General features: G+C 39.9%; 16 protein-coding genes and 2 pseudogenes. 2 read left to right on the plus strand and 16 right to left on the minus strand.

Features of this window, described 5'->3' with window-relative positions; genetic code table 11:
• Positions 1 to 2 precede the first annotated feature (2 nt).
• From drmA to ACL9RM_RS22715, 12 genes and pseudogenes are all read right to left on the minus strand, one after another.
• On the minus strand, positions 3 to 3,281 hold the full coding sequence (drmA, locus tag ACL9RM_RS22660; RefSeq protein ID WP_209940407.1) for a DISARM system helicase DrmA: 3,279 nt from the start codon (positions 3,279 to 3,281) through the stop codon (positions 3 to 5).
• Positions 3,282 to 3,505: 224 nt separating this feature from the next.
• Entirely contained in the window at positions 3,506 to 4,054 is a 549-nt protein-coding gene (locus tag ACL9RM_RS22665; RefSeq protein ID WP_209940408.1) for a DUF1643 domain-containing protein, read from the minus strand.
• Between the two features lie 595 nt (positions 4,055 to 4,649).
• Positions 4,650 to 5,171, minus strand: coding sequence for a hypothetical protein (locus ACL9RM_RS22670; protein ID WP_209940409.1), 522 nt, complete (start codon positions 5,169 to 5,171; stop codon positions 4,650 to 4,652).
• A gap of 20 nt (positions 5,172 to 5,191) precedes the next feature.
• The gene (locus ACL9RM_RS22675) at positions 5,192 to 8,161 is read right to left on the minus strand and encodes a contractile injection system protein, VgrG/Pvc8 family (protein WP_336077682.1); all 2,970 of its coding nucleotides are present in this window, start codon (positions 8,159 to 8,161) and stop codon (positions 5,192 to 5,194) included.
• A gap of 76 nt (positions 8,162 to 8,237) precedes the next feature.
• Positions 8,238 to 8,653, minus strand: a pseudogene (locus ACL9RM_RS22680) (DUF4280 domain-containing protein).
• A 15-nt stretch (positions 8,654 to 8,668) separates the two neighbouring features.
• Positions 8,669 to 9,175: a hypothetical protein gene (locus ACL9RM_RS22685; RefSeq protein WP_209943530.1), complete on the minus strand. Its 507-nt coding sequence runs from the start codon at positions 9,173 to 9,175 to the stop codon at positions 8,669 to 8,671.
• A gap of 14 nt (positions 9,176 to 9,189) precedes the next feature.
• The gene (locus tag ACL9RM_RS22690; RefSeq protein ID WP_209940410.1) at positions 9,190 to 10,482 is read right to left on the minus strand and encodes a pentapeptide repeat-containing protein; all 1,293 of its coding nucleotides are present in this window, start codon (positions 10,480 to 10,482) and stop codon (positions 9,190 to 9,192) included.
• Between the two features lie 62 nt (positions 10,483 to 10,544).
• A pseudogene (locus ACL9RM_RS22695) lies at positions 10,545 to 11,890 on the minus strand (phage baseplate assembly protein V).
• On the minus strand, positions 11,887 to 12,561 hold the full coding sequence (locus tag ACL9RM_RS22700; RefSeq protein ID WP_209949696.1) for a hypothetical protein: 675 nt from the start codon (positions 12,559 to 12,561) through the stop codon (positions 11,887 to 11,889). The pseudogene ACL9RM_RS22695 and the gene ACL9RM_RS22700 overlap by 4 nt, the downstream one beginning before the upstream one ends.
• Positions 12,562 to 14,562: 2,001 nt before the next feature.
• Positions 14,563 to 15,816, minus strand: coding sequence for an ATP-grasp domain-containing protein (locus tag ACL9RM_RS22705; RefSeq protein ID WP_209940412.1), 1,254 nt, complete (start codon positions 15,814 to 15,816; stop codon positions 14,563 to 14,565).
• Positions 15,817 to 15,838: 22 nt separating this feature from the next.
• Positions 15,839 to 17,050: an ATP-grasp domain-containing protein gene (locus tag ACL9RM_RS22710; RefSeq protein ID WP_209940413.1), complete on the minus strand. Its 1,212-nt coding sequence runs from the start codon at positions 17,048 to 17,050 to the stop codon at positions 15,839 to 15,841.
• The gene (locus ACL9RM_RS22715) at positions 17,043 to 18,281 is read right to left on the minus strand and encodes an MDR family MFS transporter (protein WP_414126564.1); all 1,239 of its coding nucleotides are present in this window, start codon (positions 18,279 to 18,281) and stop codon (positions 17,043 to 17,045) included. Before ACL9RM_RS22715 ends, ACL9RM_RS22710 begins: the two co-directional genes overlap by 8 nt.
• A gap of 210 nt (positions 18,282 to 18,491) precedes the next feature.
• Here ACL9RM_RS22715 and ACL9RM_RS22720 point away from each other — a divergent pair, with 210 nt between their 5' ends.
• Positions 18,492 to 18,758, plus strand: coding sequence for a hypothetical protein (locus tag ACL9RM_RS22720; RefSeq protein ID WP_209940415.1), 267 nt, complete (start codon positions 18,492 to 18,494; stop codon positions 18,756 to 18,758).
• A 101-nt stretch (positions 18,759 to 18,859) separates the two neighbouring features.
• On the opposite strand, the gene ACL9RM_RS22725 is transcribed toward ACL9RM_RS22720, so the two are convergent.
• From ACL9RM_RS22725 to ACL9RM_RS22740, 4 genes are read right to left on the minus strand one after another with little or no spacing between them, the layout of a single operon-like run.
• Complete coding sequence (locus ACL9RM_RS22725) at positions 18,860 to 19,990, minus strand: threonine aldolase family protein (protein WP_422759395.1); 1,131 nt, start codon at positions 19,988 to 19,990, stop codon at positions 18,860 to 18,862.
• Between the two features lie 16 nt (positions 19,991 to 20,006).
• The gene (locus ACL9RM_RS22730) at positions 20,007 to 20,282 is read right to left on the minus strand and encodes a MoaD/ThiS family protein (RefSeq protein ID WP_209940417.1); all 276 of its coding nucleotides are present in this window, start codon (positions 20,280 to 20,282) and stop codon (positions 20,007 to 20,009) included.
• Between the two features lie 25 nt (positions 20,283 to 20,307).
• Positions 20,308 to 20,862 carry a hypothetical protein gene (locus ACL9RM_RS22735; protein WP_414126565.1) on the minus strand — a complete coding sequence of 185 codons (555 nt, stop codon included), beginning with the start codon at positions 20,860 to 20,862 and terminating at the stop codon, positions 20,308 to 20,310.
• A 37-nt stretch (positions 20,863 to 20,899) separates the two neighbouring features.
• On the minus strand, positions 20,900 to 22,057 hold the full coding sequence (locus ACL9RM_RS22740; protein WP_209940419.1) for an aminotransferase class V-fold PLP-dependent enzyme: 1,158 nt from the start codon (positions 22,055 to 22,057) through the stop codon (positions 20,900 to 20,902).
• A gap of 199 nt (positions 22,058 to 22,256) precedes the next feature.
• On the opposite strand from ACL9RM_RS22740, the gene ACL9RM_RS22745 reads away from it, so the two are divergent.
• Positions 22,257 to 23,276 (plus strand): ThiF family adenylyltransferase, encoded by a 1,020-nt coding sequence (locus ACL9RM_RS22745; protein WP_209940420.1) that lies wholly within the window; start codon positions 22,257 to 22,259, stop codon positions 23,274 to 23,276.
• Positions 23,277 to 23,321: the final 45 nt, after the last annotated feature.

Here is a 23,321-nt window from a genome sequence, read left to right on the forward strand (position 1 = left end):
CTTTATTCCTCCCATAAATAAAGCCCTACTTCTTTTTGTACGTTCCTCATGCTATTCAATGTTGATTTTTCATGGTTAACACCGTTTTCTCCAAACACTTTTAATAAACGGTGGACGGTTTTCATTTTATATCCTCTATTAAACGAAGACACATGATAATATAAATTTTTGTGTTTTCTAGCCAAGTTAATCCACTCGTCATAGAAATATCTAATATCTTCTAATGTTTTTTCCCAGTTATTATGATCAACTATTGTAACTCTATCTTTAACTATACGGAGAACTTCATTTATATCTTCTTGACTTAATCGTTCAATAGCTCTAGCGCCAATTTTATTGTCCCTTAATTCATCAAACCTCCCTCTTAAAATTGCTATTAACGCTGCATGCAAACTTCTTTCCCTAGATCTTGCAGAGAAAGGCGTGGCTGAATTACCTTCAACATACCTATACAAATGAGAATGATAGGTTGTGAAGTTTTCATAATGCGATAAATCTCTCGATCTATATGCATTATAAATAGTTACCACTAGGCCAGGTGTCTTCCTTCCTATTCTAGAAGTAGCCTGTATATATTCTGCTGTTGTTTTCGGCTGTCCTGTTACCGCCATTAACCCTAACCTTTCAACATCCATACCTACTTGTATCATGTTAGTCGCCACTACGACGTCATAGGGATACCCATCTCCGTTGAAAGAAGTTTCTAATCTTTCCAAAACTTTAGGAATCTCCCTTGAGTTCTTTCGTGAGGTTATTTCATCGTAGACTAAACTATTTCTAGCCCACTTATCACCATTTCTCTGTTTTAATATAAGAGCTCTAGCCGGAATGTCATCTTGTATTAATCTCACAGCTCCTCCTAGTTCTCTCTTACTGTTGTAATAACCGACCAACGTCCAAAAAGGATCAATGAAATCCTTATAAGTAGGATCGTTTTTGTATCTTTCCGCTGTTTGTAGTAAAACAGCATATACCCGTGAAATGGTTGTTTTCATAGATGTATATGGCGAGCTGATTCCTATGTATTCTCTAAATGGATGCTCGCTTATACTTTTTTCAAGCGAGAAATAAGAGTCGTCAGAATCGTGGCCATTAGAAGGAAATTGATTAAACATTGATCTAGCATATAAAGAAGTGATTTGCTTATCAGCATTTTTTATTGTTGCTGTTGAAGCGATGTACTTAGGAAGAATCACTTTTTTGTTTTCATATACTTTCGACAACTCGTCGATAGCCATTTCATAACTACCGTAAATAGTTCCTAGCGGTCCTGTAATTAGATGAAGTTCATCTTGTAATATAAGTTCTGGTGGATAAAATGGTTGGGCTTGTTTTTGTTTGTCTCCTATTTTATGGCCTTTGTCAGTACAACTTTTAATAGATTCTGCATCCAACATACTTCCGCAATCTGGACACTCCATTTTTCTTTTTCCAAACAACAGATTTGTCTTCTCTTCAAAAGTAATTCTAGCAAATTTATCAACAGTGCCAATTATTACAGTAGGCGTTTTTTTGTAAATGTCTTCATCTATCAAATAGACAGGAATATGGGTATTATTGAAATAACAATCGTTGTTTGAGCAAAAAACTTCAAATTTCTTATTAATTATGTCAAGTTTATAAGATGCATTATCAAGTTTTGAACCACAGCATGGACATTTAAGTATCTGTCCTTTCAAGTTTTTTATTTTGTTTTCAATTTTATAGGACTGATTGAATTTACTTTCAACTAAATCTGCATACTTGTTTACCGTAACAGTGCTCCCTACCCAGAATCCTATTGAAAATTCTTTATCTCCGAAAGACATAGTATTTTCATTTCTTAACATCTCACATGCAGAGATTAGTCTTAACATCCGATCTCTTTGTTGAGTTGTTAGAAGTCTAAGTGTATACCTAACAATTACTGTAACACCACCATCCTTCTCAAACTCAGCAGAATTTTCTTTAGTAATTCTTCTATGAAAGAGTAGGAAAGCAATAACACCCAAATAGGCTTCAGTCTTACCACCGCCAGTAGGAAAATATAGCAAATCTAAAATATTACGGTCAGGTGTTTCTGGATAAACAATCCCTTGAATATTAAGAAGAACAAAACCAATTTGAAAAGGTCTCCAAAAAGAATGATTATATTTGTAATAATTAAAATTTTTATTTTCCTCTGTACTTTTCGAATACTCTCCCATGCTTCTAGATAAATGTAATGACTTATTCATATAAATAAATGCATAAAATGCCTTATCATTAGTTTGGAGTATATTAACCCCCTCTGACATTCTAGATAAGTTCTCTTCGCAGATTTTTATTTTATTATCTCCAATGTCCTTGTATGCTGGGTCCTTCATATACTCGTGTGATTTTAGTCTCTCAATCCAAATCTTGTAGTCTCCTAGGAGATCAAGCAACTCCCTTATAATTTCTTCCTTATTATCGCTCTCTGAGTATTTTAACATTGAAAAATAACCACTGAATTTAGAAATCTCAGCATCTACTCCATTGATCTCCTTGGATGGAACAAAACTTGTTAATATTCTTTTTGCCGTATGACCAATTACATCTTCCCATACAGCAGCACATCCATATCCTCTAGAGAAAATAGGCTTTTTATTATAAAAATAATCCTCTTCCTCGGTCTTAGAATATGCAGAAGATTCAGATAAAAACACCTCTGTATTATCGGTAGATTCTAATATTAGTTCAATTTGATAAACATGCTTAGTAGGATCATTAATTTCTTCTTGTCTTCTTCTATTTTCAACGTAAATCGAGATCATTTTATTATTATTATGCAACCTATGAGTTATCCAACTTATATATACATCTTTCTCTAACAATTCACCTTCAATATTTCCATTTGTAATGTTTATTATTCTTACGAATTCTTTAGGTACTCTTTTATATTTACGAGAGTTTGATTCTTCCCCATTCGTTTCTTGCACTATATAATCAGCCCATCTTATTTTCGCCAATATTACATCTGTTTCCTTTGGTAAAAATACTTTCAATCCTGCAGAACTCTGTTTATTTTTACTTGGATATAGCTCCTCTGAAAGTTCTATAGATTCAAACTCATTATCGTCATCTTCTTCTTGATTTTCTTCAAAGAAACTATCATCTACTTCATCAATTATCACATTTTCTGTAATAGGACTTAGCCTTCCCATGATGTAACTTGATGTAGGACTCTCATAAAGCACTTCATTTTCTTCATAAGGACCAATCAAGTCTTTCCTTAAATTTTCCACAAACTCTTCTCTTAGCTTTCGATATCCATCTCTCATAGTTCTATTCCACCTTAATAAAAATTCACCCAGAATGGTACGATTTGTATGTTATATGATTGAGTATAACACTGAATAGTATAAATTAGTTCTAAAAAACCATACTTTATACCCTATTTTTTTCAAACCTATCAAACCAAAGTCTTTTTCCATATCAAAAAAACCAATCATAATAAGCGCTTTCAACCAAATCGATACATTTTTATGTAGTCTTTAACATTAAATCACTTCAACTTAAACGGTTGGGGTATCAACATACTATCTGGCAAGCGTCCTGGATGGACTGGGTGACCGAATTTTGTTTCTCCAAAGCACATAATTTCTTTTTCTTTTTGTTGTTCTAGAAGACGTAAAACCTTATGATTCATATGAAATTTCTCCCCATCTTTACCCCACGCTAAAATTGCATAATCTGATTTAGCTATAGATTTTTCAATTATCTCCATGTTATTCTTATTCCCACCACTAATCTGTTTGTAATTGAGCTTAAATAACTCAGTTGGTTTAGGGGTTATCCAGGGATATAAATTCACAATAATTACAGCTTTGCAATTTAAGTGTCTATGGATAGCATTAATACATTTATCAATTGTCGGATCAACAACATCTTCGTCGGTTTTACTAGGATTGAGCATTATTAAAGTAGTTATTTTATTTAAGGAAGACTCGCTCCAAGCATATTCAAAATAATATCTGTATTTGCGTTTAGACTTTAGTTTAGTGTCAAAAACTACATTAACATTTTCCTTTTCTTCTTCAGACCAAAACCTCACACTGAATTCTCCTTAATTCATATTTATGATTGTATCTTACCATCTTTGGTCTATAAGATGTCTACAGTCTTAATACTAACAATGAAAAAAATCCGCCCTATGAGAGGGCTTTTAGTATGGAGACGAAGGGAGTCGAACCCTGTTAAGGTTTCCCCAAAACCTTATTCTACAAGCCCTTATTTTTTCTGTCCAACTTAGTGTAGCCGATCCATACGTCATAGCAACGTATCATATTCATGCAGAATACAACACAAGATGACCCTTTTTTTTGTTTAAGGACAAATAACCATCCCCTTTTTAATCTCAAAAAGCGACGATACCGACGAAAGCGTCAAACTAAGCCAAAGTCAGTATCGTCGCTTTCTTTCTGTAGAAATGGAGAGAGTCCCGTCATTCTTACTCTTAATGGAAAAAGGAGGCAGAACACGCATCTATCTAGCTTCTCTTTTGCTATTTATCACATGTGTCCATTAGAAACACTAACAAGCTTCGACCTGAATTGGTCAAAACTGGGCCTACTTAAATAACGTACGTTACATAAAAAAGATACCATCATGCGGCTAACTCATATTGATGCAAAACAATTCCACCGTCTTTAATGATTAAATTCAATACAAGTTTCTTTTGGGTAAGCCCCCACTCTTGGCAGGACTCTCTCCACAAAGTTTTCTTCCCAAAAATGCTTCTGTTCTATACCACCTATATTAATCCCGAGAAATGAGGGATCAATAAATAAATCCTGCCCGTTAATCAATTTAATATGCAAAACATCACATATTAACGCATCATGCTCCATCTCCAAATTGAAAAATATCATACAACTCACTTCATTAGTTGCTAATGGGTTCGTGAATATAAAATCACCGATCTTAGCTTTACTAGGAGTCATATCTTCAATATCATTTTCATATTTGAAGGAATCAACTATTGTGATACGAAGTCTACCATAACCATCTATTGCTTCAAGTTCAATAAACTGATCACCAAACTCAAAGTATACAAAATTCGTATTAGCAACAAATTCAGAAACCCCATCCTCTTCCACATGTACAACACCAGTTAAATGGATATCATCTATTGAATTATACCCTATCAGTTCTTTCATTTTTTCTAACATAATATAATACCCTCCAATTTTTATGGGACAAAAACTATATTCAGGTCCATTGCCTTACCTTGTTCAAGAAGCGTGACCCATTCACCATTAGGCTTTGTTACCACTGTCAGCCCCTCTCCCCTATATATGTTAAGTACTCCAGAATCTCTATTTATTGTCCCCTTACCAACAAATTCAAATGTCCCATTATCAATATTTTTTTGAATATCCTGCAAAAATCTAGGCCCATCTGCTTCGAGTTTAGGATATTTTGTACCTAGCTTCTTTTCTAAAAGTGTTTTGTGTTTGAGAAAATGCTTTTTGAAATTATTACCTGCAGTAACTACATTTTTTCCAACTTCACCAGTAGTTTTAGTTTCAGGAAGCTTTTCGTTTGGTTTACTTGGTTTCTCCGAGGAAGGTGTGCCTTCACTCTTGCCTGACTTCGCACTAGAGGGTTTAGACGGCGCTGAGCTACTTGGCCCCTCGCTTTTAAACATTCGATAAAGATCCTTAGTACTTTCCACACTATTGGATGCTCCGGTATACGTTACCGCTGCCCCATGTGCTCCCAAAAGGGCAGATTGTGCCATAGCAAGGACGCCTACAGGTGCCCCTACTCCCGTGGTCGTTACCAAACCACCTAAGAATCCTTCCCCCACAGCACCAGCCATTTCTACGACTCCGGCTACAGTTGTCAAGGCATGTCCGATCACTTCACCTGTTTTACGCGCCTTCGGATGATCTGAAGCATATTCCTTATTCATTATTCCAAACGAGTAATTTGTTACAACCGCTGCTCCTGCTCCTAATACCACTTCTCCACTCACATCTGCCGTATACTCCAACTCGTTCGCCATCTGCTTCGCCATAATGGCTTCATTTTCGGCATTCTGGAGCTGGCCTGCCGTCATAAGATCCCACCATGATTGCTCTTTTTCTTCTTCCTTTGGCTTCGACTGTTGGGCCATGTAATTTTCGGAATTCACCTTCCAGCGTTGTCTCAAATCCGCAGGAATCTGTTGGTATGCCTCCCCCACTTCATTTGCAAGCCGCCGTATATAGGGTACTATATCCTCCATTGATGTGGGTAACCCTAATTCACGTGCACTCGTAAACACCTTCCCCAGTATCCACTTGCTATAATAGGCATCCCTGGCTTTCTCGTGCTCGTACTGACTGATGAGTCCTTCCAGTGCTAAACCAGCCAAATATTTCAGCGGGTGCAACCCACCTTTAGCACCTCCGCCTCCAGCACGACTCGTTCCTGTGCTACGAACAGGAATAGCTGCGGTTGCGAGCAGAATCGAACCCGCTGCTATTCCCATAGGTCCGATTAGCGCTGCTGCTCCCATCGCAACTCCCGCCACTACTCCCATCACCGGAATGGAGCCTAACAGCTTGGACACCGTACCCAGCATCGCATCGGCTTGTTTTTGAGCTGCCGGGCTCGTGATTTTCGCGGTCGGGGGCTTTGCTGTGCTGTTGGATGAAACCTTCGCTGCTTCGGATTGTGCTGCTTCATATGCCTTAATACTCATCAGCGGCGGTTCCGGCACGGGAGGAAGATCCATGACGAACACTGGAGCCTTCACCGTACCCTCTTGATCAATCACTGGGGCTTTAACATCCGTTTCACCATCCAGCACCATACTGCTGGCTCCGCCCTTTAGATACAATGCACTTCCCGCCTCAAGTGACAGCTCCTGACCTGCATCCAGCTTCACATGACCGCCTTGAATCTGCACATTTCCCGGACTGCTGACGGTTATACCACTCCCTTCATGGAGTGTAATGGAAAATGCCCCCGAGGTGGACAGAGTTAGCTCTTGCTCCGACATGTCCACGCCACTTCCTTGCGCATGTCTCCATACTTTGACGTCTGGCTGCCCCGTTGCGTGTCGCTGCTGCCGTAGCGAATCCGTCACATACGCTTCATGTTCCCGGCTCGTCGGCAAGTAAAGCTCCACACGCTCCCCGATCTCCGGCATATCATACCAGCCGCTGTGTTCTTCCGCTACATAACGAGTGACCACCGGAAACCAGCATGCTTTAGCTGGGTCTTGTTTGGGATCGATATCTAGCTGGAGCTGTACAAAGTCTTGCTGTACCTTTAACACACTACCCGTAAGTGTAATGCCCGTAACCTTATCGTTTTCATAACGGGCATAGCGGATATCCTGTTCGGCCTGGAGATCGTAACGAGTGAGCAACAAGCCATCCTCTAACCGTGTCACCGCCCGAACGACAACCAGTTCTTTTCCTGATCCAATCGGTAACGTAATGAGATCTCCTAGCGCATAGTATTGCAGGCTTTCGATCACGTAAGTCACATACGAGCCTGCACGTTTTCCCGGCTTTCCCTCGTCCAACTCATGAAACGTTTTCCGTACCCGGTAAAATACATCCCGTTCCACCCTGTACGGTTTGCCTTCCGGCATCCCGAAAAAAACCTTGGGCGAAGCTGCGGTGATCTCCGGCACCAGCACCGACCCAAAGCGAGAGGCAAGGCGCTTTAAAAACGCCCAATCTGTCTCCTCATATTGTAAAACAAAAGTGTCTAGTTTGGCATAGTTCGTGACGGTATCAATGGCATCTCCATACTGGTATTTTCGAACCATTGTTGTGACCAGATCATCATAGGTACGATGAATATCCTGATAGGATCGCTTTTTCAGCTTGATATCCATCTGATACGAATGTGAAGCTGCCTCCAGTTCAAAGGTATACACCCCTCGCCTGCAATGCACCGACATACGTCTAACAATCCCATGGAACAATCGTCTTATCGACTGTCCCTGCTCATCCAATTGGCGGATGACAATCGGCTCCTCCTCCATGTTCTGCCCAATACACGCGGCTCCCTGTTCTTCCGACAGCATGCCACTTACCATCAAATATGCATGATCGTTGATGGCTCTTGTAATTTGAAGCTTCTCTATATGTTGAGGCTGAAAGGAACCGTAAAAACGCAGGCTTTCATACCCGATTCCGTTTTGTAATACACTCAAGTGAGTTCATGTCTCCTTTCAGGCGGCTTAAAGCCGCGAGGCCGCTTCCGAAACCCAACGGCTTTGAAACAGGCCCTTAATCCAGCTCCTGCCCGTCATTTTCAATTCGGATATGACCACAATACAGACATTGATGGGTACAGTTCTGTGTCAAGGCGGGCTGCCCTCGATCTTCACGTCACTTTTCCCGTTCAGCCACGGCATGGTCAGGACCGGAACACACGGAGCCTTCTTCACGCCATAGATGTCCACCATCTCACTAGCCTGTACGGCTGGATTTAGAAGACTGGAGCAATTCCCAAAAGACTGAATGTTCACTCTAGGCACGTAATCTCCAATGTTCATTTGCGCTTTGTTTTTCACGTAGACCCCAGGGCTAAAAGGTCGTTTCAAACGGGTAGGCTGCGTGCCATAACTACAGCTTAAAATTGCTCCTGCCACGACATAGCTCTTTTTTGCACCCGTTCCTGGTTTCACTTGGGCTTCTCCCACCTTACTCCTTCCTCCTTAGTGCTCCATCTCGATTCTTTGTACTCGAATGCCTGTAAAAGATCGACGCAGCAGACTTTCTGCCACAGCCAAATGGATATAGATATGAGGTTCGATCAATCCCACAATCCGAAAAACGGACGATGGGATATCTCCCGGTTTGAGCACTAAATGCTTCAACGTATCATTGGGGTACCATTCCGTTTGTGCGGACAAACAGTCCACCATCGGCGGACGAAGCACCCAGTACACCTCCTGTCTGACCTGCTGGAAATTAGTAAGGACGGCCGCTTTCCATTTCAGTCCCGGCATATATTTTTCCAATAATGCTTTCAGCCGATCCGACACCAGCGGCAGAGGAAATTCCAACAAGTCCGGGTACACTGTTCGTGAATCGGTATGTACAGCCAGAAAAAGAGGATCATCCTGCTGTTTCTGTCCCTGGGTCTCTGTCAAGATGTCTTCTACTTGCAGAGGAGTCAGCGCAGCAGGCTCCACCCGATGTTTTACCCGCTCGTCTACCATCAGTCGAAAATATCTCAATGCAGCCACTCCCTTTTTCTAACGGCATCCCTCGCCTGTGCAGACGCAGACGGCTCTTTGTATGAAAGGGAAGCCTCAAGAGTTGCCCATTCCAATCCAATGGCTCCTCTACGCTGTGCATCGGTAAATATGACTCCTTGTACATTGGCGTCCGTAAAATCAGTTCCGATCAAACAAGCCCCTTTAAAGGAAGCACCTGACACATCCGCTCCAGCAAAGCAGGCATCCGTAAGATCCGCCCCGTTCAAGAACGCCCTTTGTAGTAACGAATTTTGAAATACGGCTCCTCGCAACTGTGCATCTTGAAAACGGGCCCCCTGCAAACTCGCCCCTGTGAAATCTACGCCAGCAAAACCCAATGGCTCCCAATCTAAAGAAGCATCCGAGCCATATCCGGCGTTACCCATAACGACATCCAGTATCGCCCCTTTCATCGAGCATCCGCTAAAATCGGCTCCATGAAGCAAGCTGTACGTTAAGTCGATTCCATCGAGTTGACTTTCCTGCCACATCGTTCCAACCAAGACACAGCCATGCAAGCGACTATGTTCCATCTCGATTTGGCGAAAAGCCGTATAGCGGAAATCCAACTGACTATAATCTCCGTCCGAAAGCTGGATTTTCTCCAACGCCTGATAGCTATAGGCATGCTCTTCTTGTTCCTCCAGCCACGACCGGATTTCGCTCGCCTCCAACGCTCTGCGATCTTCTTTATACACCGATACAGTGTGGTCCATATATTCCCCCACACGAATCTCAAATGTTTCTTCCCGATCCAGCTCCTGAAATTCAGGTAAGTGCACCGCATATTTCATCGCCAGCCGCATTATATTTACAACAAGTACATGAATATGTACCGCTGCCTCCAGCATGACCTGCTCCCATTCAAGCTCCGGTAGAGAAACATGCTGCTTCTCTACCTCCCTTCGCAATTTTTGTTGCAAATCGGTCCAATAGGAATATGTCCAGCTTGTATCCCATTCGAATCGGATCGGTTCAGGATCAAGTACCCATAAAGCGTTCGCTGCCTCCACCAGATAGGTAGGCCGCTCCTCCAACCATGTGGTACGTAGCATGGAGTACGTGATATAACCGATCTTTTCTTTTCTTCCTTGAAGCTGCTCTTGCCGAATGTCCCGGCAATATCCCCGAAACTCCTCGACACAGGCTTGAATCCGCTGATCTTGCTTCGCTTTGAACTTCAGCGCCCAGTCTCTGCGGATCAGGAACCACGCCTGATTTAAGATGACTTGCTGCTGCGGGTTTAGCTCATCTATAGGCTTCTCCATTTGCATTCCTCCACTAGTTGAAGCTCTTCATATGTCATATCATCATACTGCCGCACTACAGCCTAATTCGACTTCACTTCACTGCCCTTCATATCCACTGATCCGCTCAATTGAATATGACTGCCGTTGCAATCCATACGCAGCTCACTGCCTGCGGACAGACTCATCGTTTTCCCAGCAGATAGACTCAAATTTCCACCCGCTGAGATACTTACTTGCTTGCTGCTTACGATATGAATGCCTTCCTTGTCGTCCAGCTTGATAAAATGGGGTGTTCGCCATATTTTCATCTGCGGATTGGAAAACTTGTTGTGTCCGTCCCCTCTGCCTGCACGTCGAACCGCCCTCCCCGCTATCCCATCTTCTTCACGACTGCCCGGAAAATAGAGTGAAACCGGATCACCTTTTTCCGGCATCACATACCAGCCAGTATGGCCCCCAGCACTATACACCGTCGAATAGTTGAACCAGTGTGCCTTATCTACATCCTGCTTCTCATCGCAATCCAGATGGATGCGCACCTGATCCTGGCGGACGTCCACAACCATACCGCTTAAAGAGGCTCCCGCCAGCTTTTCCTGATAGTAGCTTTTTTGCCGTAAGCCTTTGTACGAGGCAAGCACATATTGATGCCGCAGCAGCCCTTTTCGGTATAGGCTTCCACTACATACAAGCTGTGTCCCTGAAAGGCCATCTGAGCTCCCAAATCCAGTACCTCGTCCGTTTCTACCTCATATAAAATAAAGTCATTTTCTGTCACCATCGCCTGCTCATTTTCCTGAAAATAACGGAAAGGCAGCATCTGCTTGCGCACGGTATAACGGGTATGATCCAGCACGACCTGTGCAGGGCTATCCTCAATGCCAAAATAAAATTTAGGACTGTCAAAACGAGCCACAGGCATCAGGCTCGTATGATACCGGGAGGCTATACGTCTCAAGAACGCCCAGTCCGTCTCCTGATACTGGATGGCAAGCCTTCCGATTTGCTCTCCACCTGTCGCTCCATCAATCACATCCAGCCCTTCGTAGTCCTTGCCAATCTGCTCCAGCATCTGAGGAATGGTCATTTTGGTATATTGAAGAGCGAGTACGCTTTAGGATATCCATCCTGTAGGTATGGGAGATTGCCTCCACTTCCAGATAGTACACGTCCCGCACGACCTTAACTTCGACTGATAGAGCCATTCCGCTGAAGAGCGGCTTGCTTTCGCCCGATTCATCCCGTTGGCTCACCTGAATGGCGGTGTTCTTTTCCGTTGTTTCCACATAGCTGTCCTGCATATCCTCGGGGATAATTCCTGTAAAATAGAGCCGGGTATGCTCATTGATTTTTTTGTGAGGGTAAGCTGCTCCAGCTCAACCAACTCGAAGGGATAGATTTGAATTTGATCGTAACCGAGGCTCATAGGAAAGCCACTCCTTTCTCAAATGTGGAATCCGAAGGTGACGGAACAATATGGAGCGATTGCACTGTATTTTCTGCCACAGGCAACCACGCTTCCATGTCCGATTCCATACAGTTAAACGTACCCATCGTCACCTGTCCCTCATGGACAAACAACAGCATTTCGTTGTACAGATTAACGTCCACACCTGCTGCCACAAAACGAATCAGCCCGATGGCCAGCCCGGAAGGATTCACAATCATTTCCGTACCGATCCAGTTACGAATCGGTTGTACAGACCGCAATACATCTGCCATTTGTTCTACAAACTCGAGAAGCTCGTCCACCTCCAAAGCCGATTCTGTCGGATTAAAGGTGATGTTCACCGTACCGTCCAAAGAGGTATAAATGATCTGCGGACGTTGTTCCGAGGGATATTTAAATCGGGCTTGCTCCAGTGGCATCAGGCTAAAAAATTTGGGGATGCTAACCGCCATTTGTCCATCCAAAATCGTTTTCCATTCCAACGGGATCAGCTCATCACCCATCCGTAGCACCCTGTTTTGTTCAGCAACGGAGTTGTCCTGATCGGGTACATCAGCTTGAGATAGGTTCGTATTTACGTTATTAGATGCTGCATCATGATTAAGCTTATTTTTGAGACTTAGGATATGCTCGTCCATATAGTTCATAGAGGTAGTCCCTTCTTCTTAAAAGGATGAGAGTTTACTTCAAAATACGAAAGTAAGAGGGGATATTTAACAATAGCCCATCTTATGTATGTATCGGCCAGAATAGAGATTATGTTTACAGAAAGAACCATACGAAGCGTTATTTTCAATGTATATTTCTGAAATTAATATAGAAATGAGGATGAATAGGAACGGACTACCGATCAAACTAAATCCGTCTTAGCCAAAAAAAAAGAAATTATCATGAGAGCACACACCAGATGTTCCTTTTCTTTTTTAAGGGCAAATAATCATCCCCATTGAACCTAAAAAAATTGACGGTACCGACGAAAGCGTCATTCTACGCCAACATCGGTACCGTCGCTATTTTTCTTTAAGAAATGGAACAAATTCCCTTTCAAACTGCTTGCCAAGCATTCTTTCTACCTGCTCTTTTCCCTTTCAAATTAAACTTATGTAAATGAAAAATCAATACTATTCAGTTATATGCAGTGCATAAAATTTATAATCCAAGTTTGTAGACATGATGTCTACAAGTTCTAGTACAATTTGTCCCTTAATAATTTCATGTGTTTAGTTACATTAAAGTTGGTAACTGAGAAATCCCATACTTACAAGTAATTTCGGGTAATTCATCAATATTTTGAATTACATTAATGTTGGTAACTAATAATACACCCTTATTTCTCAGTTACATTAATGACAGTAACCACAATCTATACTCTAAAGAGCCTTTACGATCTAGATTGAAATATGAATAGCTACCCGTTACAATATCCCAAAAAAAATCATGTGACTAGCTTTTGATGTCTGCACAAATGAAACAGAGAGGACTATAAATTTCACAGGACAACCATGATAGCTCACTATATGAAGATCAAACTGGCTCTCCCTTTAGTATCCCTATATCAATTTCCTTCCTGCGCTAAGTGCAACTCGAGGCAATCCGGTAACAATTTGAATCTCCTACTGATAGTTTTGCAAAAAAGTGCCTTCTAAAGTAGCTCTGTAATATAGTTATTGTTTTAGAGGATTATCAAAGTGTAAATAATATATTCTTAAAATATTTCACTATCGAATCGGATTCGAGAATATTAACACGGTTTTTTCCTTGATAAGACTTATTGAATCAAGGTCTCCATGAAAGGAAACGGCTTCATATATCTATTCCAATTAATTGAAAAACTCTTAACTCATCTTCCAGATAAGTTAAGAGTTTCTCTTCAACCTCGGTAATAACTTTTAATAACTGGCCCATGCTAGTTTTAAATTTCCCAAACAATTAATTATAAATCAACTTGTTATGTGCAACGTGGTTCCTGATAAGTATTGAATTTTCCACCGGTCCTCAAAGTGGCAAAAGTCACAAGGGAACCAATTAAAAAATAATATTCCCAAAAATCCTTGTCGAATTCTAATTGGTCGATTAAGAGTGCACATAGCTTAGTCTGAAAACGGATTATACCTTTTTGCATAAATAAATTATTCATGATATCGAAACTGCTTTAATAGTTCCTTTTGTTGTTTATCATTAAAAATCTTATCACTACTAAGCACTCTTTCTGTGCCTTCATAAACCACTCAGAGAGACTTTGTTCGCTTGGAACCGCAATTACGGGCAATTTCCTCGGTCTAACCTAGCTATTCGTAATTCTTCGTGGTGAATAAAATTTAATCTGGTGATTTCACCTATTATGTGTTTAAGAATCCAATGATGTTAAAGAGATTCTGAGACAATTCACGTCTAAAAGTCGATTGTAAATAAGAGATACAATTATGCATGTTTCCCATTACGCATGTATCTTCGAGTTTCATCAAATGATTTATACGTTCAGCATTTTGAAGATTTGGGAAGCTTTCTCTTCTTCCGAGAAATAGCGTGCAATGTAAATAAGAACTTTTCTGTACTTTGTACAATAGACTCGCTCCTATATTGCCCGTACCTATAATCGCAACATTCAAGCACTTTTCCCTTGAATACGCCCATCAACCCTTTCATATTTACCCGTCTGTAAGTCTAAAATGAATATTTTGCGCCATCTCACACACATTTTTTAAGGCCAATTCAACCGTCTCGCCTTTAGCAATAACATGGGCATGCGCTAAGGTTCGCCTTTCTGAAATAATTCGATCGCCTTTTGTTCTATAAATATGTAGCTCTACGAGATTAGGGTTTTGATGAATACGTTCAATACCCACAACATCAACCTCATCCACAATCCCATCTGCATCAATGAAATGTTGATAAAAAGCAATTGGGTCTGGTTGGATTTTTTTGATTTTAGGATTTATCCCTAGAGCGATATCCATAATTTTGTGTATCATATTAATCTTTGTAGAGTTCAGGACGGATAAAAAGATAGGTCCGCCCCCTATTCTCGCCCCTGTTTCTATGATGTACAGTTCATTATCATCGGTAATTCTATATTCCGTATGCGTTGCACCACAATGAATTCCAAGCGCTTTATTGGCTATTTGAGTCGTCTGAATGACTTTTTCTTCAATATTTTGAGGGAAGGAGGTTGGTGTTGAAAACATCACCTCTGGAAAAAAATTGGACTCTTCTGGCATTTGCTTATCGTGTATCGCCAATACCTCAGTCACATCCTCATAAGTTAATGACTCGACACTAATTTCTATCCCTTTTATGTATTCCTCGATAAGTATCTTTCCACCATAAACTGCCCACGCTTTAGGATACACCGCATCCTCCTTAAAAGTCGCCCATACTGAAAGCCTCATACTTTCAAAATGCGCTCTCAATTCCTTTTCATTATTTATTTTAAGAACAGCTAGGCTGCCGCCCCCTATTATTGGCTTAACCACAACAGGATACCCAGATTGCTTAGTAAATGCTCTTGCTTCATCAACGCTATCTACAAGAGCATATTCGGGACACTTTATACCAAACGCTTCATACTGCTGACGCATTTCATATTTATTTCTCGACTTATAGGCAGCTTCTTGAGAAATAAAAGGCAGACCTAGCGCTTCAGCAACTGCCGCTGCAGTAGGCACTGCATGTTCTACAAATGTGACAACCCCATCTATGGCAACTTTTTGCGATAAAGCCTTAGCGCTTTGTACCGCCTCTTCTATTTTTCTAACGTTGGCACATACGACGTGGTCCACATATTCAAGTTCCCATGTTGGGTTTTCCATCATCAAATATAATGTTGCACCATAGACCTTTGCCTGCTGAAAATGCATTTTTCGACTTGGGTTAGGTAGATGAATAATTAAAATATTTTTCATAATAACTCTCCTCTCTTCCCCTTTAAACCGTTTCAATTCTTAAAACGTTAAATACATCATTAAAAATCGATTCAAGAGCCTCCCTAGATGGGGCTTTGGCAACCACACACCCTAATCGATCACGATTCCAACATAATTCATTTACAACATTTCCTACTTGGCAATATAAATCGATAGAATGTACTCCGTCCATCCGTTTAATCGCTTCAACACCTTCTATTTCAACAATCTTTCCTGGCTTTGCAGAAATAAATCTCGCCCCAGAAATCTCTCTCTCTCCCACTGGTACAACTTCAACTACTTCTCCCATAAGCTCTGAAAAAATAGGCGTAATGAGATCATACTTATTCCCTAACTCTGTAATTGTGCTAATTTGATCTCCACCGTAACGTGTGTGTATTTCACCACAATAAAAACCTTTTGGTGTAACAAATCCTTCTATAAACATGGCACCAAAAAAAACACTTGCAGCTTTTACAATGTTTTCAGCGATATTTTGGAAGTCTTCAGCATCTAACACTTCTGATTCATAGGCTGTGGTATGCCCCCTCTCAACGAATGTCCCTGGGAATAATAACTTTTCAGTCACGCCTAAAACGTAAACTTTACCATTACACACGACGACCTCTAATGAAATCTCTTGCCCTTCAATAAACTCTTCTGCTAAGACAACTCCGTCATTGCCTTCTGTTTTGCAACGCTCAAAAAAAAGATGAATTTCTTCTTCTTTGGTAATTTTAAATACCCCTAAGCTTCCTTGCATTTTTAAAGGCTTAATTATGATAGGTGCAGCTATACTTTTAAAAAAGTCCTCTACTTCTTCTAAAGTGCTGCACAATTGATACTTCGCAGATAAAACACCCTGCTTTTCAAAATTAGCCTTTGTTTTAAATTTATCGTTGCAGGCTTCTACAACGTCAAACGGCAAGCCATACAATCCCAACTTTTCAATCACTTTAGCCGTCGGTTCAGAAGAAAATTCTCTAAACGTGTACATCCCATCAATTTTTTTCTCATGATGAAGTTGTTCTGCCACAGAATACAGAGCATTAAAATCATTAATATTAACTTCAATAACTTGATCTGCCGCCTCTACCAGAGCCCTATTCTTCTGCATTTCTGTAGGCGTCTCACCAACTATAACCTCATAATTCATTTGCTTTGCTCTCAAAACAGCTCTTTTTGTTAAATCTGGTGCAATTCCCACTAGAAACAATCGTTTTTTACTATGCATTTTTCCTCAGAGCCTCCATTATCTTCATATTGTTTTCTCTTAAATACAAATTCCTTGATACTAATAGAGCCAAAACTCCAAATAATGTAATTACTGCAAGAATAGAAAATAGAAGGGTTGATTTCCCAAATCCTAAAACACTGATACCAACGCCTCCGAGCATCGGTCCTAGGGCATTACCTAACCTCATAAAACTTATAGCACCAAAATAGGTGCCTTTTAGCGACTCTACAGCGAGCTCATCAATCAGAAAATCTATCATTGCCCCCAACAAAAGCTCACCTACAGTAAATACCACCATGGTCGCAATCAAATAAACAAAATGATGGGATAGTGAAAACATCACTAAACTTAAACTGATTAGTACGTTACCTAATGCAATAGATATGAAGGGTGTAAAGCGCTTCATGAGGTTAACGACAGGATATTGAATTAAAATCACCACAAATCCATTTACAGAGAGCAAAATTGAAAATGTCTCTACACCTTTCGTAAAAATGCTGGGTTCGCTAAAGTATTGAGGGAGTGTTGACGTCAAATGCGAGTAACCAGTAAATGTAAAAATAGTCCCCACTAAAGTCCACATGAACACCTTATCTGTAAAGATAACCTTGAGGGCAGGTACTAGCTTGACTTCACTCTTTTGAGTGCCCTTCTCTACTGTGCCATTTTCCTTCAATGTCAACAAAATCGAAAAGCCATATAGCAGATACATAGTGCCTAATAACACAAATGGCAGGATACTCGAATTTTTGCCAAGAGCAATACCGAGTATTGGACCTATAATGGCGCCCAAGTTCAATGCCGTCAATCGGAAATTAAAAACCATTAGCTTATTTCCTTCACTGGCATAGTCAGATAAAACCTTCCGCGTTGCTGGCTCAAATATGGAATAACAAATACCATTTAAAACATTTATTATAAAAAATTGTAATGCGCTGCTTGCTACCGTAAATGAAAAAAAGACTAAAGCCCAGACCACTGCTGTACTAATTAATATCTTTCTGGCACCATATTGATCGGTCAATACACCGCCCCAAAAGCTTGTGATGACTCCCACCAAAGCACTAGACGCTAAAATTATCCCTGCTACACTTGCTGGAATTCCCTTTATTGACGTGAGATAAATAGCAAGAAATGGCATACACATAAAATATGCAATGCGGCTAAATAGAGTTCCTATCAAGATATTCCAAGTTATTGGTCGTATCGTTAGAAATTTATTAATCACCTTACGCCCCCTTACTCACACTCTCAGTAACTATAATTTTCTGAAGTGCATTTTTCACTAAATTTGCAACACTTACAATATCTTCTCCGTTTACATTAACACTTATAATCTACCTCACAACATATTCTCCATAGGGATATAACCATAAATTTATTTTTTTAAGGACTATACCAACTACATGGCCGTCATTCCTAAGTTTTTGTATGAATCATGACAATTTTTATCTCTGTATCACTAATCTCTAATTTTGAAAATTTAGATTTATTCGCTTTGAAAATAGCTTTGTATTATCATGGTCATCTTTTAGGCGCTCCACATGACAGAATAGGTTCTTCAAATATGAAGATAGCAACATTATTTTTTGTTCCAGGACTTATAGGAATAGACTTATCAGCAGAAAAACTTACTATTACACCTCCAAGTGAACTTGAGCCTAAAATTAGCCCTGTCATTGGAGGTGATATTCCTTTAATTTGAGTATGATCAATTTAAATAAACAGCATACTCATAAAGAACGCGATCCTACTAATTAGTATGCCAAAAACAATATTCCAAGCAAGTGTGCCGAATATAGGATTTTAAAGTTCAACACCTTGTAATCTTCTTTCTGTTTGGCTATGTTGCATTGCTTGCGAACATAAATTAGCAATTACATTAGATGCCAGTCTGATCTTTTCCGTATTAATATCGAGGTGGGTTACAGCCCGAATAGTGTATGGGGCCCACGGGTAGACCAAAACACCCATTTCTTTACATTTTTCTGCAAAGTTAACTGCTTTAATTCCTAATTTTCTCGTATCCAGCATAATCATGTTCGTCTCTGGAGGCTCTATATCTAACTCACATTCACAATTGGACTGGATCAAAGTTGCCAATAATTTTGCATGATCATGATCTTCTTTCAATCTAGAAATATTATTGGTAATAGCATACAAAGCAGCTCCAGCCATGAATCCCGATTGATGGAGACTACCTCCATACCATCTGCGGTATTTTTTTGCCTTTTCAATAAACTCTGATTTCCCCATAATGATCGATCCAAACGGTGCACCCAATCCCTTCGAAAATGAACAAGAAATACTATCAGAGAATGAGGCATATTCATTTACAGGAATGTTAGTAGCCACACAAGCGTTTAAGAATCGTTCTCCGTCTATATGCACTGGTATCCCTTTGGCCTGGGCATAGCTGTAAACATCCTTTAAAGCCTCTATAGGAAAGATACGTCCACCATGTCCGTTAATTGTATTTTCTAAGGAAATCAAAGCTGGCCTACTAAATAAATTGCCTCGGATTCTTTGCGTGATAGCATTATCAATCTGTTCAACTCCGAGTACTCCATCTTCTGTTTCGCACGTATGTAATAGTATTTTCCCCAGATCAGTTGATGGACCTGCTTGGAAGTAATTAATATGATAGCTCCGGTCAAGTATGACTTCATCTCCTGATTCTGTCCAACATCGAATAGATACCTGATCACTCATTGTACCTGAAGGCATAAAGAGCGCAGCTTCTTTACCAAACAATCTGGCACAATATTGTTCCAGCTCAATGGTCGTTTCATCCTCACCGTATCCGTGGTCCCCAACTCTAGCCATATAGATCTCTTGACGCATTTCTTGAGTTGGAGAAGTAACGGTATCGCTTCTCAGATCAACATACTCGATTTTATGGTTGTTCAACTTTCTCACTCCCTCTAATTTTTTCATTATGCTGGTTCACAAATTAACCACCTGCAATAGGCGACATAATAGTAATCACATCTCCGTCGTTCAAAAACGTTCCCCGCAAATCATTGACAATATTGTTATTCAAAAAAAACAATATTTTTCCATTGCTGTTTAACATATTATCGACATAACCCTTGAATGCTCCATAACTACTACATATTTGATCAAGAAACAAATTTTCCAAATTACAATTTACTGGAGCTTTAAATTTTTCCGAAGAAATTCCTGTTATTTTTTTCACTGCAGTTAAATACTTAACGGTAATTTCCATCGAGTTTTTCTCCCCCATTTTCAAATTACTTAAGGAAAATCTTAATTTCTTCTCCAAGCTTACCTTCATAAAATGCCCGCACCTTTGCTTCTCCAGTATCAGATATATAGACAATAAACATTACCATTTCAGAATCACGAGCCAAGTATTCATCTAACTTCGACGGAAGTTCTTTTGATTGAATTCCATTCCACGAATTTTCATGATGCATGTGATACGAGCCGATTAAAGATAAGTCGTACTTATCAAATAATGCCAACGCCTTCTGCACTTCTTTCGGAGATGCAGTCCATGCACGTTCTTCGACAGCAAGTTCAGCAGGAATTGAATAGTTTATTATCGCCTCATTCATATCATCTCGCATTGATTGGTCATAGCGAAAATTTTCACATAATGGTATAACCATTTGTACCGAAAGCACATTATTGTCTATCCTTCCTCCAACCAATCCAAAAGCTTGCTGTTCCAAGGTTTCTTCAGGCATATAATGACAGTTGAGCTTTCGAATGCAGTGTGAGTATATTTCATTTTCCACCATTTTATCCATAAAAATAACATTAGCAACCTTCATCATGTCCAACTTTCTCACCTCCTTTCCAAACTTCTTTTAAGCTACTTCATACAATATTGAAGCTTTCAATAATATCTTTTAAGGCAGTCACAAGTGCATATACGTCTTCTTTCGTATTATAAAAACCAAAGCTAGCCCGAAGCGAACCTGTTGAGAACGAACCAGCTGTTTGATGGGCTAATGGGGTACAATGGAAGCCTGTTCTAAGAGCAATTCCAAAATGCTCATCAAGCAATTGCCCTAGCAAAATAGGCTCAATTCCATTCACATTAAAGGAAATAACTCCCGTACGCATTCGTAAATCGTCTGGACCGTATACTTTTATTTGTTTTATGTTTTTCAATTCTCCAATTAGAAGTTTGGCTAATTCCATCTCCTTCTCATATATGTACTCTACCGTATGTTCCATTACAAAATTCACACCCGCTAAAAGTCCACTGATACCTAAAGTATTTTGTGTACCGCTCTCATACCGGAAAGGCAACAATTGTGGCTGATCTGAATCTTCGGAATGATTACCTGTTCCCCCTTGCATTAATGGTTCCAACTTCAATTTCGGATTAAGGTATAACCCCCCAGTTCCCTGTGGGCCATACAAACCTTTGTGTCCAGGAAAGGCAAGCATATCAATATGCATTTTTTGTACATCTATCTTAATAACCCCTGCAGACTGCGAAGCATCCACTAAAAAAGGAATATTAAATTCTTTAGATAGAGAACCAATTTTCTCTATCGGTGTAATGGACCCAGTCAAATTAGAAACATGGGAAACGATAATAAGTGCGGTATCCTTTCTAATTTCAGCTTTAAATTTATCTAAATCCCATGTCCAATCTTTCTCAGGAGAAATATAAGTAATCTCAATCAGTCCGCTTTTTCGCAATTTTTCCAGAGGACGTCTAACAGAATTGTGCTCAAGAGTAGTCGTAATAATATGGGAACCAGCCTTGAGATAACCATGGATTGCCTGATTTAAAGCGTGAGTGGCATTTAAGGTGAATATAATGGAATTATAATTGTTTATATTAAACAATTTTGCTAATTTAATTCTCGTTTCAGACAATAAATCCCCAGTTTTTACCGACATTTTGTAGTTTCCTCTTCCAGGATTAACGCCGTATAAGAGATGTCCATGAACTGCATCAATTACACTCTGGGGTTTAGGCCAAGTCGTAGCTGCATTATCTAAATAAATAATTTCCATATAAATAACCATCCTCTTAAAATATTACACTTATAAATTTTTTAATAATTTAAAATTTTTAACATTTATAGTAGATTGACGTATTTTTTTAGTTAGCTTATCATAGAGAGGGGATTTTTACCATACTAAATTTCCAGAAATTTTTCATTTCTTCTTGTAGAACCATCTTGTCATTTAAAAGATACTAGGAGGTAGCTTTATGGACAGGTATTCAAGACAAACACTATTTTCACCTATTGGGAAATCAGGACAGAGCAAGCTTTTGAGTAGCCGAGTAGCGATTGTAGGCTTGGGGGCGTTAGGCTCGGTGTTAGCCAACCATATGGTTCGATCGGGGGTAGGGTACATTCGAATTATTGACAGGGATTTCGTTGAAACCAGTAATCTGCAACGGCAGATGCTCTATGATGAAACCGATGTTGAGCAGTTTTTGCCAAAGGCAGTTGCAGCATTTAACAAACTAAACTTAATTAACTCCTCTGTCAAAATAGATCCTGTTGTCGCTGACATCAATTCCGGTAATGCCGAATTACTTTTGGATGGATTTGATCTCGTATTGGACGGAACTGATAATTTCTTAACACGGTTTCTCATTAATGATGTATGCGTAAAAAGTAATACGCCATGGATTTATGGCGGTGCAGTTAGCTCAAACGGAATGTTTTCTGTGATCCGCCCTCATATTACACCTTGCTTTTGCTGTCTTTATGAATATTCTTCTGATCTTAACCACGGTGAAACTTGTGATACTTCAGGGGTTTTGGGACCTTTAGTAAACATTGTAGCTTCATATCAAGCCACTGAGGCTCTGAAGATTCTGACAGCTAATGAGCATATGCTTAGCTCTTTTATTCAACATCTTGATATTTGGCATAATGAAGTTGAACATTTCGAGATTGGACCAATAAACCCAGAGTGTCCATGTTGCGGAAAGCATCAATTTAATTTTCTAGACCCAGCGAAAACATATGATAACTTCACCTCTCTTTGCGGTAGAAATACCATTCAAATCACTCCATCAAATCCTAAAAAGGTAAACTTAGAAGCACTATCAAATAAAATTGGACATCTGGGGACTGTTGATTACAATAAGTTTCTTGTAAAGCTTCATGTAGATTCATATCAGTTGATATATTTTGAAGATGGTCGTGTACTAGTTCAGGGTACAAGCGATCTTTCTCAAGCAAAATCGCTTTATTCCAAGTACGTCGGTATGTAATGCTAGACCCGCAGAAACCATTTACAGTTTATTGAAAGGACGTGA

Origin of the sequence: Paenibacillus sp. S29 (genome assembly GCF_049319765.1) — a bacterium.
Lineage (GTDB): Bacteria > Bacillota > Bacilli > Paenibacillales > Paenibacillaceae > Paenibacillus > Paenibacillus polymyxa_B.